Source organism: Variovorax sp. CCNWLW235, assembly GCF_037204085.1.
Lineage (GTDB): Bacteria > Pseudomonadota > Gammaproteobacteria > Burkholderiales > Burkholderiaceae_C > Variovorax.
The window spans coordinates 150,062-164,251 of sequence record NZ_JBBCBW010000010.1 but is presented as its reverse complement, the minus strand read 5'-3'; the positions used below and the strand labels follow the sequence as shown (position 1 = coordinate 164,251).

Sequence of the window (14,190 nt, the reverse complement as noted above, 5' to 3'; positions counted from 1 at the left end):
AGCGAAATAAAGGAGGAGCCGAAGGCGGGGGACATTCGCGGAGGGGAGTACCCGGTGGCCTTTGCACAAGCCCTGAACAGCAGCGCCCCGAACCAGCAACAGTCCCAAAAAGAAGCGCGGCCTCAGCGATTCGCTTCCAGAATCCACCCCACAGCCTTCTCGGCCATCATCAGCGTCGGGCTGTTCGTGTTGCCACTCGTAATGGTCGGCATCGCACCCGCGTCGACCACTCGCAGCCCCTGCACACCACGCACGCGCAGCTTCGAGTCGAGCACCGCCATCGGGTCGCCGTCGGCGCCCATCTTGGTTGTGCCCACCGGATGGAAGATCGTGGTTGCGATGTCGCCGGCGAGGCGCGCCAGGTCTTCATCGCTCTGGTACTGAACGCCGGGCTTCCATTCCTCTGGCTTGTACTTGGCGAGTGCGGGCTGCGATGCAATGCGGCGCGTTACGCGCAGCGAATCGGCCGCCACCTTGCGGTCTTCATTGGTGCTCAGGTAGTTGGGTGCAATGGCGGGCGCGTCCTGGAAGCGCGGACTCTTGATGCGCACGGTGCCGCGGCTCGTGGGGTTGAGGTTGCACACGCTCGCGGTAAAGGCCGGAAAGCTGTGCAGCGGCTCGCCGAAAGCGTCGAGCGACAGCGGCTGCACGTGGTACTCAAGATTGGGCCACTCATGCTCGGGCGAACTGCGCGTGAAGGCGCCCAACTGCGACGGCGCCATGCTCATCGGCCCGCTGCGCTTCATCAGGTATTCAAGGCCGATTTTTGCCTTGCCATACATCGACGACGCCAGCACATTGAGCGTGGGTGCGCCGTTGATCTTGTAGACCGCGCGAATCTGCAAATGGTCTTGCAGGTTGGCACCCACGCCGGGCGCGTCGACCACCACATCGATGCCATGCTGGCGCAGCAGCTCGGCCGGGCCGATGCCCGAAAGCTGCAGGATTTGCGGCGAGCCGATGCTGCCCGCGCAGAGCACCACTTCGCGCGTGGCATGCGCGGTGATCATCTCGTGGCCGTCCCACACCTGCACGCCGGTGCAGCGCTGGCTGCCGTCGGGCTGGGTCTCGATGATCAGCTTGGAGACGTGCGCATTGACCCACATCTCGAAATTGGGCCGGCCGTAGCACACGGGCCGCAAGAACGCCTTCGCCGTGTTCCAGCGCCAGCCGTTCTTCTGGTTGACCTGGAAGTAGCCAACGCCTTCGTTGCTGCCGCGGTTGAAGTCGGTGCTGTGCGGAACGCCAGCCTGCACGGCGGCTTCGGCGAACGCGTCGAGGATGTCCCAGCGCAGGCGCTGTTTTTCCACGCGCCATTCGCCGCCGGCGCCGTGCAGCTCGTCGGCGCCGAGGTAGTAGTCCTCGTGCTTCTTGAAATCGGGCAGCACGTTCTGCCACTTCCAGCCGTCGTCGCCCGTGAGCTGCGCCCACTGGTCGTAGTCGCGCGACTGGCCGCGCATGTAGATCATGCCGTTGATGCTGGAGCAGCCGCCCAGCGTCTTGCCGCGCGGGTAACGCAGCGTGCGCCCGTTGAGGCCCGCGTCGGGCTCGGTGCTGTAGAGCCAGTCGGTGCGCGGATTGCCGATGCAATACAGGTAGCCCACCGGAATGTGGATCCAGTGGTAATCGTCCTTGCGGCCGGCCTCGATCAGCAGCGTGCGCTGTTGCGATTTGCGGGTCAGCCGGTTGCACATCAGCGCGCCGGCCGTGCCGCCGCCGATGACGATGTAGTCGAATGTGTTGTCGCTCATGGCGCCTGCTTGTCTCCGGGGAACGATATTTTTGATGCTCATGGGCCCCGCGCGGGCCTCTTGGGCAAGTTTCGCCCAAGCTGCCGGCAAAAAGCCAATGATTTCGGCGTTGTTGGCTTATAAATCGTTCTTATATGACTGCCGCCGCCCTGGACCTCCAGATCTTGCGCGCCTTCGTGCTTGCGGCGCGCGAGGGCAGCGTGTCGCGCGCCGCCGAGCGGCTGCACCTGACGCAGCCCGCGGTGAGCCTGCAATTGAAGCGCCTGGCCGAAGAGACCGGGCTCCAGCTCTTCACGCGCACACCGCACGGGCTGGCGCTCACTGCCGACGGGGCCGCGTTGCTGCCGCAAGCCGAGCGCGTGCTTTCGGCCGTGGGCGACCTGCAGCAGGCCGCGCGCAACCTGCAGGGCACGGTGCGCGGGGCGCTGCGCATCGGCACCATCCTCGACCCGGAGTTCACCCGGCTTGGCGTGTTCCTGCGAGAGCTTGTCGAATCCGCGCCGCAGATCGAGACCGAGTTGCGCCACGGCATGAGCGGCACCGTGCTGGCCCAGGTGCTGCGCGGCGAGCTCGACGTGGGTTTTCATCTCGATACGGATGACGATGGCGAGGCCGCCGCGTCGCCGCTGCTCGCGGCACGCACGCTCACCCGCTTCACCTACCGCGTGGTCGCGCCCGCGGGCTGGGGGCCGCAGGTGCTGGGCCGCGACTGGAAAGCACTGGCCGCCTTGCCGTGGCTGGGCACGCCGCCGGAATCCGCGCACCACCGGCTGCTCAACAAGGTGTTCGGCCCGCTCGGGCTTTCGCCGCGACGTGCGGCGCTGGTGGACCAGGAAGCCTCGATGCTCGACCTGCTGAAGTCCGGCGTGGGGCTGAGCCTGCTGCGCGACTCCATCGCCATCCGCGAGAGCCAGTCGCACGGCCTGGTGATGGCCGACCGTGTGCAGCTCGACTGCGCGCTGCGCTTTGTCTCGCTGGCAGCCCGGCGCAACGAGCCGGTGATCGCGAGCGCGTGGAACGCTTTGGCGCGGGCCTGGAACTGACCGGAAAAAGGACACGCGTGGCCATTCGAACGGCGTTCCGCCCTACGCAAAGCACCGGCGCGGCGTACGGGAAAAGCCGATTCATCCGGTTACGATGCGCCCTTTCCGACCGCTTCTTTTTTCTTACTTCGCCCTGCCCCGCCGCACCATGCCCATAGCAACTTCGCCTGCCGACGACGCATCCGCCGCCGACAGCGTGTTGCCGCGTGTCGAGCAGCGCGAGCAGGACGGCCGCAGCTGGACCGTGGCGCGCGGCCGATGGACCACGCTGGCCATCTCGTCGCGGCCCGCGTGGCAAGCCCTCGAAAAAGACCTGGCAGGCGCACCGCCGTCGGACGACCGCGCCTGGGACCTGCGCCCCATCGAGCAGCTCGACCACATCGGTGCGCAGCTGCTGTGGGAACACTGGCGGCACGACTGGCCGGCCACGCTCGAGATGTCGCCGCAGCACAAGGCGGTGCTCGACCAGGTCGCCCAGTACACGGTCGGAACGCCCGAGGAGCCGCCGCCCACGCTGGCCGAGCGGGTGCGCCATTTCTCGCACACCGGCGCGCGCGCGCTCGAAGTGATGCGCGATTTCGTAGGGCTGGTCGGCCAGCTCGCACTCGACGTGGGTACGCTCCTGCGCGCGCCGCACCGCGCGCCCTGGCGCGATTTTTCGGGCCACCTTTACCAATTCGGCGCCACGGCCTTGCACATCACTGCGCTGGTGGGCCTGTTGATCGGCGTGGTGCTGGCTTACCTGATCTCGCAACAGCTTCGCCAGTACGGCGCCGAGGCTTTCGTGGTCAACATCCTCGGGCTGTCGCTGATCCGCGAACTCGGGCCGGTGCTGGCCGCGGTGCTCATCGCCGGGCGCTCGGGCTCAGCCATCACCGCGCAGATCGGCGTGATGCGCGTGACCGAAGAACTCGACGCCATGCGCGTGATGGGCATTCCGCACGGCTTCAGGCTGGTGATGCCGCGCGTGCTGGCGCTCGCCATCGCGATGCCGCTGATCAGCCTGTGGACGTCGATGGCGGCGCTTGCGGGCGGCATGCTGGCGGCTGATGCCGCGCTCGACATTTCACCGGCCTACTTTCTATCGGCACTCCCTCGCGCGGTGCCGATCGTCAATCTCTGGCTCGCGCTCGCCAAGTCGGCGGTGTTCGGCATCTTGATTGCGCTGATCGGCTGCTACTTCGGCATGAAGGTGAAACCCAACACCGAGAGCCTGGGACGCGGCACGACCTCGTCGGTCGTGGCCTCGATCACAGCGGTGATCCTGGTCGACGCGTTGTTCGCGGTGCTGTTCAAGGGAGTCGGGTTCAGAGCATGAGCGATCCGAACAACGTCGTCGACATCAGCAAGCTCTGGACGGTGTTCAAGAATGCCGAGGGCGAGCACGTGGTGCACCGCGACCTCGACCTGCACATCGGGCGCGGCGAAGTGCTCTCGCTCGTGGGCGGATCGGGCACCGGCAAGACGGTGCTGCTGCGCCAGATCCTCGGGCTCGAAAAACCGTCGAAGGGCACGGTCGAGGTGCTGGGCCGGGCGCCCGGCGAACTCAGCGCCAAGGGCGCGGCCAACGTGGGCATGCTGTTCCAGCACGGCGCGCTGTTCTCGGCCTTCAGCGTGCTCGAGAACATTGCCTTTCCGCTGCGCGAGCTCAAGCTGCTGCCCGACGAGTTGATTCGCAACGCGGCCCTGGTCAAGCTGCAGATGGTGGGCCTGCAGCCGCGGCACGCCAACATGAGCCCGGCCGACCTGTCGGGCGGCATGATCAAGCGCGTGGCGCTGGCGCGCGCGCTCATCATGGACCCGCCGCTGCTGCTGCTCGACGAGCCCACGGCCGGCCTCGACCCCGAGGCCTCCGACAGTTTCTGCGATCTGCTGCGCGGCCTGCACCGCGAACTGGGCCTGACGGTGGTCATGGTCACGCACGACCTGGACACGCTGTTCGACCTGAGCACCCGCATTGCAGTGCTGGCCGACCACAAGGTCATCGTCAGCGGCTCGGCGCGCGAAGTCATTGCGTATCCGCATCCGTTCATTCATGAATATTTTCTGGGAGGGCGCGGCCAGCGCGCCTTGGAGGCCCTGCATGACAAACCCTCCAACGCCGCGCCGCCAACTGCCGGCGCGGCCCACTGAAAGGTAGCCACACCATGGAAAACAAAGCCCATGCCCTCGCCGCCGGCGCCTTCGTGCTCGGCCTCATTGCCGTGCTCGTGGGGCTGGTGGTCTGGTTCACGCGCGACAACACCGTGCGCAACATCTACGAGCTCTCCACGCGCGATCCGGTCAGCGGCCTGCAGCCGCAGGCGATGGTGCGCTACCGGGGCATCGCGGTCGGCAAGGTGACCTCGATCGACTTCGACCCCAAGACCAAGGGCAACGTGCGCGTGCGCATCACGGTCGACCAGCGCGTGCCGCTCACCACGTCGAGCTTTGCCACGCTGAGCTACCAGGGAGTGACCGGCCTGGCCTTCATCGCGCTGGACGACAAGGGCGAATCGAACGTGGTGCTTGCGCCCAACAACGACGACCCGCCGCGCATTCCGCTCAAGCCCTCGATGCTCGCGCAACTGCAAGACCGCGGCGAAGCCATCATCAACCAGATCGACGAAGCCACGAAACGCGCCAACCAGCTGCTCGGCGACGGCAACCAGAAGCGGGTGGCCGATGCGCTGGAGAACATTGCAGCGGCGTCGTCTAGCGCCAACACGCTGCTCAAGCAGCTGGACAACACGGTGAAGACCGGGCTCAACCCGACGCTCGCGGCGCTGCCCGGCACGCTGTCGTCGGTAAAGACGGCGGCCGGCGATGTCTCGCGCGTTGCCAACAATTTCAACACCACGGTGAGCCGGCTCAATGCGCCCGAAGGCCCGATCGAACGCCTGGGCGACGGCACCAAGGCGCTGGCGCAGGCGGTCGACTCGTTCAACTCGGCCACGCTGCCGCGAGTGAACCGGGTGGCCGACGACACCTCGCGCGCGGTCCGCCGGCTGGGCCGCGCGGCCGACGGCATCAACGACAACCCGCAATCGCTGCTGTTCGGCAATGGCGGCACCGCGGCGGGGCCGGGCGAACCGGGCTTCTCCGCGCCGCCCGCCACCAACTCGCTGGGACGCCCCTGAAGTGATGACCATGAACAAGAACGCCATGCACTCCCGTCCATCCCACGGTCTTGGCCTGGGTTCCGTCCTGACACTGGGCCTTGCGCTGCTGCTTGCCGGCTGCGGCGCGCTGCCCGACAAGCCCGCGCGCGCCACGCTGTACGACTTCGGGCCCGGCATTGCCGCGCCGGCCGCGGCAGCCAATCCACCCGCTGCCGCGCTGCCCACGCTGGCGCTGGCCGAAATCGAGAGCAATGCGCGGCTCGACGGCACGCAGATTCTTTACCGGCTCGGCTATGCGGACGCCAACGAGCTGCGACCCTACGGCCAGTCGCGCTGGAGCCTGCCGCCGGCACAGCTGCTGCGCCAGCGGCTGCGCGATGCGCTCTCCGAACGGCGCACGGTGCTCGGCCCCGAAGAAAGCGCCACCATCGCGCGCACCGAGGGCCGCGTGCCCGACACGCTGCGCATTTCGCTCGACGAGTTCAGCCACTACTTCGAATCGGCGGGCAGCAGCGTCGGCTTGGTGCGCCTGCGGGCCACGCTGATCCGCGGCACCACGGGCGGCGACCGCGTGCTCGGCCAGCGCACCTTCACCGTGCGCCGGCCGGCACCGAGCGCCGACGCGCCCGGCGGCGTGAAGGCGCTGGCCGCAGCCACCGATGCCGCCGTGGCCGACATCGTGCAGTGGGTCGACCAGCAGCCGCGGCAGTAAGCTCTGTTTCGACTCGACGCCACCTACCAATAACCCCGAGGAGACCTCACCATGAACGCAACACGCATCGCCGGCATCCTGCTCATCGTGGCCGGCATCGCGGGCCTCGGGCTCGGCGGCTTCAGCTTTACCAAGGAAACGCATCAGGCCAAGCTCGGCCCGCTGGAGTTCTCGGTGAAGGAGAAGCAGCAGGTCAACTTCCCCGCCTGGGCGAGCGTGGCCGCCATCGTGGTGGGCGGCGCGCTGGTGCTGTTCGGCGGCAAGAAGAGCTGATCGACATTCAGGCCGGCGAGCCGCCGAGCCCCGCCAGCAACTGCGGCAGCAGGGTTTCGGATGGCCCGCGCAAGACCACGGCCGCCGCATCGTCCAGATGCGGCAACGGCTCCATGTTGAGCGTGATCAGCCGGCTGCCGTGCGACGCCGCCATCTGCGGCAGTTCGGCCGCCGGATACACGACGGCCGTGCTGCCGACCACCATGAACACGTCCGACTCCTGCGCGGCCGCCTGCGCGTCGAGCAGCACGCCCTGGTTCAGCATTTCCCCGAACATGACCACGTCCGGCCGGGCGCGCGAGGCGCAGCGCATGCAGCGGTGAAAGGGCCACGGCCCCTGGCGGTTGCCGCAATGGTCGCAGCGCCATCGGCGCAGCGAGCCGTGCAGTTCGAGCACATCGAGCCCGCCGGCCAGCGTCAGCAGCCCGTCGACGTTCTGCGTGATGAGGCGCGTGGCGGGCCGCAGCCGCTGCAGCAGCGCAAGCGCGGTATGCCCCGGGTTCGGCTGCGCGTCCTCCACCGCGGACAGCCGCCGCGACCAGAAGCGCGTGAATCCCGCCGGGTCGCGCTGCAGGTCTTCGGCATGCGAGTACTGCAGCGCGTTCTGGTTCATCCAGAGTCCGTCGCTGTCGCGATAGGTCGGAATTCCGGAGGCCTTTGAAAGGCCGGCGCCAGAGAACACGACGATGCGCCGGGCGGCGCTCAGCAGGGCAATGGCGGATTCGATCGGGGGAGTGGAAGACGAAGCGGTGATATCCAGGCTCATGGGTCCAGGTGTGCGGAAGCGTTTCTTCCGGCCGACGTTGCGCCCAGCCGCTCGGAGACCGTGCCCGCGCAGGCCTTGAGGGCGCGTGCGATTTCGCCGTCCCAGGCGGTGTCGAAGATGGCGGCCGGGCCGATGGCCGTGACCGAGAGCACGATGGCACCCGTGTGGTCGAACACCGGTGCCGCCATGGCGCTCACGCCTTCGATCACCTCGCCTTCCGAGCGGCTGATGCCGTGCACGCGCACTTCCTGCAGCTGGCGCTCGAATTCGTTCCACGACGGCAGGGGCGGCTGCGGCGGCATGCCAGCCGGCGGCGGCTGCTCGCCCGCCTTGCGCTGCTTTTGCCGCTGGCGCTCGGCGTCGAGCAATTGCTTGACTGTTTCGGCCTCCAGGTAGGCGGCGAACACGCGGCCGGAGGCCGTGTTGGTGAGCGAAAAAACCGTGCCGTGCCGCATGTTCACATGCACCGGCGAGGGCGATTCGGCCGTGCGCACGATGGTTGCGCCGCGTGCGCCCCACACCGCCAGCGCCACCGTGTGGCCGATGCGCTGCGCCAGTCCGGCGATGAGCGGCGTTGCAATGTGCACCGGGTCGGCTTGCTGAAGGCTGATGAGCCCCAGTTGCAAGGCCAGCGGGCCGAGCAGATAGTGGCCGCTGGCGCGGTCCTGCTCGATCAGGCCCAGCCGCCCGAAGCTCACCATGTACGGGTGGGCCTTGGCGGCCGTCATGTCGGCTTCCCGCGCCAGGTCTTTCAGGGCCATCGGCCGGCCGTGGTGCACCAGCGCGCGCAGCAGCTGGCCGCCCACCTCGATGCTCTGGATGCCGCGCTGGGCGGCGCGGTCGGTCTCATTGGCTGCCATGGCCGCCTTGGCGTCTGATTGTTCGTTCATGAAGAAGGGATTAGACATTAACTGATCTCGGGCTTACACTTCAGAAATTCGTTAACCGCAAATTCGTTTGCTTTAGACGAATCAAAATTTCGATCCACCCGACGGAGACACACGATGAGCCAAGCCAAGAAGTTCGCCAGCCAGGCCGACATGGAAGAAAAGAAGATCACCTTCAGCCAGATCTCGGAACACGCCTGGGCCTACACGGCCGAGGGCGACCCGAACACCGGCATCGTCATTGGCGACGACTGCGTGCTGGTGGCCGACACCCAGGCCACCCCCGCCATGGCGGCCGACGTAGTGCGCCGCATCCGCGAGGTGACCGACAAGCCCATCAAGTACGTGGTGCTGACGCACTACCACGCGGTGCGCGTGCTGGGCGCGGCCGGCTACGGTGCCGAGCACATCCTGGCTAGCCAGGACACGCGCGACCTGATCGTGGAGCGCGGCGAGGCCGACAAGGCCAGCGAAATCGGCCGCTTTCCGCGCCTGTTCCAGAACGTGGAAACGGTGCCTCCGGGCCTGACCTGGCCCACCATGACCTTCACCGGCAAGATGACGCTGTGGCTCGGCAAGCTCGAGGTGCAATTGATCCAGCTCGGCCGCGGCCACACCAAGGGCGACACGGTCGTGTGGCTGCCCGAGGAACGCACGCTGCTGTCGGGCGACCTGGTCGAGTTTGGCGCCACGCCGTACGCGGGTGACGCCTACTTCAAGGACTGGCCGCAAACGCTGGACAACATCGCCGCCCTCAAGCCCGCGGCGCTGGTGCCGGGCCGCGGCGCCGCACTCACCACGCCGGCCCAGGTGGCCGAGGGCCTGACCGGCACGCGCAACTTCATTTCCGACGTGTATGCGAGCGTGCAAGAGGGCGTGAAGGCCGGGCGCGACCTGAACACCGTCTACAAGAACACCTACGCCAAGCTCAAGCCCAAGTACAGCCAGTGGGTGATCTTCGACCACTGCATGCCGTTCGACGTGAGCCGCGCGTACGACGAAGCTTCTGGCCATGCCGATCCGCGCGTGTGGACGGCGGAGCGGGACATCGAGATGTGGAAGGCGCTCGAAGGCTGAAGTCCCGAGTCACGGAGACAAACGTGATCGACTATCAAAGCCTGCGCTTCGACTACAAGCGCCACGCCGACCAGGACGCGCCCTCGCCCGCCCGTCACCCGGTGGTCGTCGTCGGCGCCGGCCCGGTCGGCCTCACGCTGGCCATCGACCTTGCATTGCGCGAAATTCCCGTGGTGCTGCTCGACAACGAGAACACCCTTTCCAGCGGCTCGCGCGCGATCTGCTTTGCCAAGCGCACGCTCGAGGTGTTCGACCGCCTCGGCTGCGGCGACCGCATGGTCGGCAAGGGCGTGTCGTGGCATGTGGGCCGGGTGTTCTTCCACGACGAGCAGGTCTACAGCTTCGACCTGCTGCCCGAACCCGGCCACGAGCGCCCGGCCTTCATCAACCTGCAGCAGTACTACGTCGAGGGCTACCTCGTCGAACGCGCCGCAGCGCTGCCGCTGATCGACCTGCGCTGGAACAACAAGGTCACAGGCATCGAGCAGAACGACGAAGGCGCCGTTCTCACCGTGGAAACGCCCGAAGGCGACTACCGGCTGCAGGCGGGCTACGTTGCGGCCTGCGACGGCTCGCGTTCCAACGTGCGCCAGATGCTGGGCCTCGAAGCCAAGGGCCGCACCTTCCGCGACCGCTTCCTGATCGCCGACATCACGATGGATGCGCATTTGCCGACCGAGCGCCGCTTCTGGTTCGATCCGCCGTTCCACCCGGGCCAGAGCGTGCTGCTGCACAAGCAGGCCGACGGCATGTGGCGTGTCGACTTCCAGCTTGGCTGGGACGCCGATCCGGTGGAGGAGCGCAAGCCCGAGAACATCACGCCGCGCGTGCGCGCACTGCTCGACAGCATCGGATTCGAAGGCGTGCAGTTCACCATCGGCTGGGCCAGCGTCTACACCTTTGCGTGCCAGCGCATGGAGCGCTTTCGCCATGGCCGCGTGCTGTTTGCGGGCGACTCGGCGCACGGCGTGTCGCCCTTTGGCGCGCGCGGCGCCAACTCGGGCGTGCAGGACGCGGACAACCTTGCGTGGAAGCTAGCGGCCGTGCTCCAGGGCGAGGCACCCGATGCGCTGCTCGACAGCTACGCGAGCGAGCGCGAATTCGCGGCCGACGAGAACATCCGCAATTCCACGCGCGCGACCGACTTCATCACGCCCAAGAGCGAAGTGAGCCGCCTGTTCCGCGACGCGGTGCTGGAGCTGACGAAGCGCCATGCCTTCGCGCGCACGCTGGTCAACAGCGGGCGGCTCTCGGTGCCGGCGGTGCTGCGCGACTCGCCGCTCAACACGCCCGACGCCGATATCTTTGCCGGTGCGATGGTGCCTGGCGCCGCAGCGGCCGACGCCCCCGTGGTGCGCGCCGACGGCAGCAGCGGCTGGTTGCTGCGCGAATGCCATGTGGCGCAGTTCACGGCGCTGGTTTTCGGCCAGGGCGAAGCCGCCGAGCGCAGCCTGCAGGCGCTGAGGGCATGCGACTTTCCGCTGCACGTGGTGCGCGTGAAAGCCGCTACAACCGAAGGCGAACTCGCGACGCAACGCTACGACGCGCTACCCGGCACCGTGTACCTGCTGCGGCCCGACCAGCATGTGTGTGCGCGCTGGCGGCAACCCACGGCGGGGAACATCCGCGCGGCCATCGACCGCGCACTGGCAAAGGGATGAGCAGCACCATGCAACCACATCTGATCACCACGCCGAATCTCGAGGCGCCCGACGATTTCTACGAGGCGCTGATCGAGGCCCACCAGGGGCTTTCCACTGAGGAGAGCCATGCCTTCAACGCACGGCTCGTGCTCGTGCTGGCGAACCACGTCGGCTCGCTGGCCGTGCTGCGCGAGGCTTTCGAGGCCGCGCGCGACAGCTGAACACCTACCGGCGCCATCGCCCTGATTTTCGAAAAGAGAACACCATGACCCATCCAACCGCCAGTGCCGAACGGCGCTACCAGAGCGGCTTCGGCAACGAGTACGCCTCCGAAGCCGTGGCCGGTGCCCTGCCCCAGGGCCGCAACAACCCGCAGCGCGCCCCGTTCGACCTTTACACCGAGCTGCTCTCGGGCACCGCCTTTACCGCGCCGCGCCATGAAAACCGCCGCACCTGGCTGTACCGCCGCCAGCCCTCGGTGGTGTCCGGCCGCTACCAGCCGTATGCCCAGCCGCACTGGACCACCGGCGCGGACCGCGAGATCGCCTTGCCGCCCGAGCCGCTGCGCTGGCATCCGATGCCGCTCGACGGCGCGGCCGATGTGGACTTCATCGACGGCATGCACACCATTGCGGCCAACGGCGATGCGGAATCGCAGGTCGGCATCGGCTCGCTCATGTACCTTGCGGGCCGCTCGATGGAGAAGCGCGCCTTCGTCAATGCGGACGGCGAGATGCTCATCGTGCCGCAGCAGGGCCGCCTGGTCATCACGACCGAGCTCGGCGTCCTCGACGTGAAGCCCGGCGAGATCGCGGTGCTGCCGCGCGGCATGGTGTTCAAGGTGGCATTGCCCGACGGAATCTCCCGGGGCTATGTCTGCGAAAACTATGGCGCACATTTCCGCCTGCCCGAACTCGGCCCCATCGGCTCGAACGGGCTGGCCAATGCACGCGACTTCCAGGCGCCCGTGGCGGCCTTCGAGGAAGACGGCGGCGCCTACGAGCTGGTGAAGAAATTCGGCGGCCGCTTCTGGAAGGCGCCGACCAGGCAGTCGCCCTTCAACGTGGTCGCCTGGCACGGCAACCTGGCGCCGCTGAAGTACGACACGGCCAATTTCATGGTGATCGGCTCCATCAGCTTCGACCATCCCGATCCGTCGATCTTCACCGTGCTCACCTCGCCCAGCGACACGCCGGGCACCGCGAATTGCGATTTCGTGATCTTCCCGCCGCGCTGGATGGTGATGGAAAACACCTTCCGTCCGCCATGGTTCCACCGCAACCTCATGAGCGAGTTCATGGGCCTGGTGCTCGGCGAATACGACGCCAAGCCGGGCGGCTTCAAGCCCGGCGGCGCGAGCCTGCACAACTGCATGGTGCCGCACGGGCCCGACGAGGAAGCCTTCGACAAGGCCACGCACACCGACCTGAAGCCGCACAAGCTCGACAACACGCTGGCCTTCATGTTCGAGAGCCGCTTGCGCTTCATCCCCACGAACTTCGCGCTGCAGAGCCCCGCGCTCGACACCGACTACGCCGATTGCTGGGCTGGCCTCAAGGACCAGTTCAAGCCCTGACGGCCGACGAACAAGCGCCACATCCAAAGAAAGACATTCCATGACCATCGCACTCAACGCCACCCACGACCCGAAGCTGCGCAGCTGGGTTGCCTCGGCCAATGAAGCCGGCTGCGACTTCCCGATCCAGAACCTGCCCTTCGGCCGCTTTCGCGCGGCGGGCAGCAGCGAGGCTTTTCGCATCGGGGTGGCCATCGGCGACCAGGTGCTCGACCTGAAGGCCGCAGGCCTGGTCGATACCGACGACATGAACGCGCTGATGAACGCCAGCGTGAAAGACCGCCAGGCGCTTCGCGCGGCCATCTCGGCGGGCCTTGCGGAAGGCAGCGGCAAAGAGGCCGCATGGTCGAAGGCGCTGCTGCCTCAGGCCCGGGCCGAGCTCACCGTGCCCTGCCGCATTGGCGACTACACCGACTTCTACACCGGCATTCACCACGCCACCACCATCGGCAAGCTGTTCCGCCCCGACCAGCCGCTGATGCCCAACTACAAGTGGGTGCCCATCGGCTATCACGGGCGTGCGTCGTCCATCGGTGTGAGCGGCCAGGTCTTCAAGCGCCCCCAGGGGCAGACCAAGGCGCCGGATGCTGCAGAGCCGAGCTTCGGCCCTTCGAAGCGGCTCGACTATGAGCTGGAACTGGGTTTTCTGATCGGCCGCGGCAACGCACTCGGCGAGCCGATTGCCATCGGCGAGGCCGAAGAGCACCTGTTCGGCGTGACGCTGCTCAACGACTGGTCGGCGCGGGACCTGCAGGCCTGGGAATACCAGCCGCTCGGCCCGTTTCTCGCGAAGAACTTCGCCAGCACGCTGTCGCCATGGATCGTGACGATGGAAGCACTGGCGCCGTTCCGCGCCAGGTTCGAGCGGCCCGCGGGAGACCCTCAGCCGCTGCCTTACCTCGATGCGCCCGCGAACCGCGAAAGCGGCGCGCTCGACGTCACGCTCGAAGTGCTGCTGCAGACCGCAAAGATGCGCGCCGCGGGTGAAGCGCCCGCGAGGCTCACGCGCGGCAACACCACCGAAGCCGCCTACTGGACGGCCGCGCAGCTTGTCACGCACCACACGGTGAACGGCTGCAACCTGCAGCCCGGCGACCTGCTGGGCTCCGGCACGCTCTCGGGCCCCAAGCCCGACGAAGCCGGCTCGCTGATGGAGCTGACGCTCGGCGGCAAGCAGCCGATCACGCTGCCCAATGGCGAGAAGCGCACGTTCCTTGAAGACGGCGACACGCTGGTCATGCGCGGCTACTGCGTGCGTGAGGGCGCGATTCGCATCGGCTTGGGCGAGGTCAGCGGCACGGTGGCTGAGGCTTGAGGTGTTGTCCCCTCTCCCCCTGGGAGAGGGCTAGGGTGAGGGCTGT

At 67.4% G+C, this 14,190-nt stretch carries 14 protein-coding genes; 11 read left to right on the top strand and 3 right to left on the bottom strand.

The genetic code is table 11. The features are described from left to right. Positions 1-122 precede the first annotated feature (122 nt). Complete coding sequence (locus V9L21_RS14120) at positions 123-1,751, bottom strand: GMC family oxidoreductase (RefSeq protein ID WP_337312813.1); 1,629 nt, start codon at positions 1,749-1,751, stop codon at positions 123-125. 134 nt (positions 1,752-1,885) lie between these two features. Between V9L21_RS14120 and V9L21_RS14115 the strand changes: the two genes are divergently transcribed. From V9L21_RS14115 to V9L21_RS14090, 6 genes are all read left to right on the top strand, one after another. Continuing rightward, positions 1,886-2,794 (top strand): LysR family transcriptional regulator, encoded by a 909-nt coding sequence (locus V9L21_RS14115; RefSeq protein WP_337312811.1) that lies wholly within the window; start codon positions 1,886-1,888, stop codon positions 2,792-2,794. A 148-nt stretch (positions 2,795-2,942) separates the two neighbouring features. Further along, on the top strand, positions 2,943-4,112 hold the full coding sequence (locus V9L21_RS14110) for an MlaE family ABC transporter permease (protein WP_337312809.1): 1,170 nt from the start codon (positions 2,943-2,945) through the stop codon (positions 4,110-4,112). Continuing rightward, positions 4,109-4,927 carry an ABC transporter ATP-binding protein gene (locus V9L21_RS14105; RefSeq protein ID WP_337312807.1) on the top strand — a complete coding sequence of 273 codons (819 nt, stop codon included), beginning with the start codon at positions 4,109-4,111 and terminating at the stop codon, positions 4,925-4,927. Before V9L21_RS14110 ends, V9L21_RS14105 begins: the two co-directional genes overlap by 4 nt. Positions 4,928-4,941: 14 nt before the next feature. Continuing rightward, on the top strand, positions 4,942-5,913 hold the full coding sequence (locus V9L21_RS14100; RefSeq protein WP_258503511.1) for an MlaD family protein: 972 nt from the start codon (positions 4,942-4,944) through the stop codon (positions 5,911-5,913). Between the two features lie 25 nt (positions 5,914-5,938). Further along, complete coding sequence (locus V9L21_RS14095; protein ID WP_337312804.1) at positions 5,939-6,607, top strand: ABC-type transport auxiliary lipoprotein family protein; 669 nt, start codon at positions 5,939-5,941, stop codon at positions 6,605-6,607. A 51-nt stretch (positions 6,608-6,658) separates the two neighbouring features. After that, positions 6,659-6,880: a hypothetical protein gene (locus V9L21_RS14090; protein ID WP_157611485.1), complete on the top strand. Its 222-nt coding sequence runs from the start codon at positions 6,659-6,661 to the stop codon at positions 6,878-6,880. Positions 6,881-6,887: 7 nt separating this feature from the next. Here the strand turns inward: V9L21_RS14090 and V9L21_RS14085 are convergent, their stop codons facing one another. Together V9L21_RS14085 and V9L21_RS14080 are read right to left on the bottom strand one after the other, a co-directional pair. Next, positions 6,888-7,646, bottom strand: coding sequence for an SIR2 family NAD-dependent protein deacylase (locus V9L21_RS14085; RefSeq protein WP_337312802.1), 759 nt, complete (start codon positions 7,644-7,646; stop codon positions 6,888-6,890). Continuing rightward, a complete protein-coding gene (locus V9L21_RS14080) occupies positions 7,643-8,506 on the bottom strand; it encodes an IclR family transcriptional regulator (RefSeq protein ID WP_337312817.1) in 864 nt (287 codons plus the stop codon). Before V9L21_RS14080 ends, V9L21_RS14085 begins: the two co-directional genes overlap by 4 nt. Positions 8,507-8,650: 144 nt before the next feature. On the opposite strand from V9L21_RS14080, the gene V9L21_RS14075 reads away from it, so the two are divergent. The 5 genes from V9L21_RS14075 to fahA are packed head-to-tail and all read left to right on the top strand — an operon-like array spanning position 8,651 to position 14,144. Then, on the top strand, positions 8,651-9,610 hold the full coding sequence (locus V9L21_RS14075; RefSeq protein ID WP_337312800.1) for an MBL fold metallo-hydrolase: 960 nt from the start codon (positions 8,651-8,653) through the stop codon (positions 9,608-9,610). Between the two features lie 23 nt (positions 9,611-9,633). Continuing rightward, on the top strand, positions 9,634-11,271 hold the full coding sequence (locus V9L21_RS14070) for an FAD-dependent oxidoreductase (RefSeq protein ID WP_337312798.1): 1,638 nt from the start codon (positions 9,634-9,636) through the stop codon (positions 11,269-11,271). An 8-nt stretch (positions 11,272-11,279) separates the two neighbouring features. After that, complete coding sequence (locus V9L21_RS14065) at positions 11,280-11,474, top strand: DUF2783 domain-containing protein (protein ID WP_337312796.1); 195 nt, start codon at positions 11,280-11,282, stop codon at positions 11,472-11,474. A gap of 44 nt (positions 11,475-11,518) precedes the next feature. Beyond that, the gene (gene hmgA / locus V9L21_RS14060; RefSeq protein WP_337312794.1) at positions 11,519-12,829 is read left to right on the top strand and encodes a homogentisate 1,2-dioxygenase; all 1,311 of its coding nucleotides are present in this window, start codon (positions 11,519-11,521) and stop codon (positions 12,827-12,829) included. Positions 12,830-12,869: 40 nt separating this feature from the next. Beyond that, positions 12,870-14,144, top strand: coding sequence for a fumarylacetoacetase (fahA, locus tag V9L21_RS14055; protein WP_337312792.1), 1,275 nt, complete (start codon positions 12,870-12,872; stop codon positions 14,142-14,144). Positions 14,145-14,190: the final 46 nt, after the last annotated feature.

Excerpts from the sequence above, each read along its gene's own strand:
- V9L21_RS14120 (WP_337312813.1), bottom strand. The coding sequence starts at position 1,751 with ATGAGCGACAACACATTCGACTACATCGTCATCGGCGGCGGCACGGCC.
- V9L21_RS14115 (WP_337312811.1), top strand. The coding sequence starts at position 1,886 with ATGACTGCCGCCGCCCTGGACCTCCAGATCTTGCGCGCCTTCGTGCTT.
- V9L21_RS14110 (WP_337312809.1), top strand. The coding sequence starts at position 2,943 with ATGCCCATAGCAACTTCGCCTGCCGACGACGCATCCGCCGCCGACAGC.
- V9L21_RS14105 (WP_337312807.1), top strand. The coding sequence starts at position 4,109 with ATGAGCGATCCGAACAACGTCGTCGACATCAGCAAGCTCTGGACGGTG.
- V9L21_RS14100 (WP_258503511.1), top strand. The coding sequence starts at position 4,942 with ATGGAAAACAAAGCCCATGCCCTCGCCGCCGGCGCCTTCGTGCTCGGC.
- V9L21_RS14095 (WP_337312804.1), top strand. The coding sequence starts at position 5,939 with ATGCACTCCCGTCCATCCCACGGTCTTGGCCTGGGTTCCGTCCTGACA.
- V9L21_RS14090 (WP_157611485.1), top strand. The coding sequence starts at position 6,659 with ATGAACGCAACACGCATCGCCGGCATCCTGCTCATCGTGGCCGGCATC.
- V9L21_RS14085 (WP_337312802.1), bottom strand. The coding sequence starts at position 7,646 with ATGAGCCTGGATATCACCGCTTCGTCTTCCACTCCCCCGATCGAATCC.
- V9L21_RS14080 (WP_337312817.1), bottom strand. The coding sequence starts at position 8,506 with ATGGCAGCCAATGAGACCGACCGCGCCGCCCAGCGCGGCATCCAGAGC.
- V9L21_RS14075 (WP_337312800.1), top strand. The coding sequence starts at position 8,651 with ATGAGCCAAGCCAAGAAGTTCGCCAGCCAGGCCGACATGGAAGAAAAG.
- V9L21_RS14065 (WP_337312796.1), top strand. The coding sequence starts at position 11,280 with ATGCAACCACATCTGATCACCACGCCGAATCTCGAGGCGCCCGACGAT.
- hmgA (WP_337312794.1), top strand. The coding sequence starts at position 11,519 with ATGACCCATCCAACCGCCAGTGCCGAACGGCGCTACCAGAGCGGCTTC.
- fahA (WP_337312792.1), top strand. The coding sequence starts at position 12,870 with ATGACCATCGCACTCAACGCCACCCACGACCCGAAGCTGCGCAGCTGG.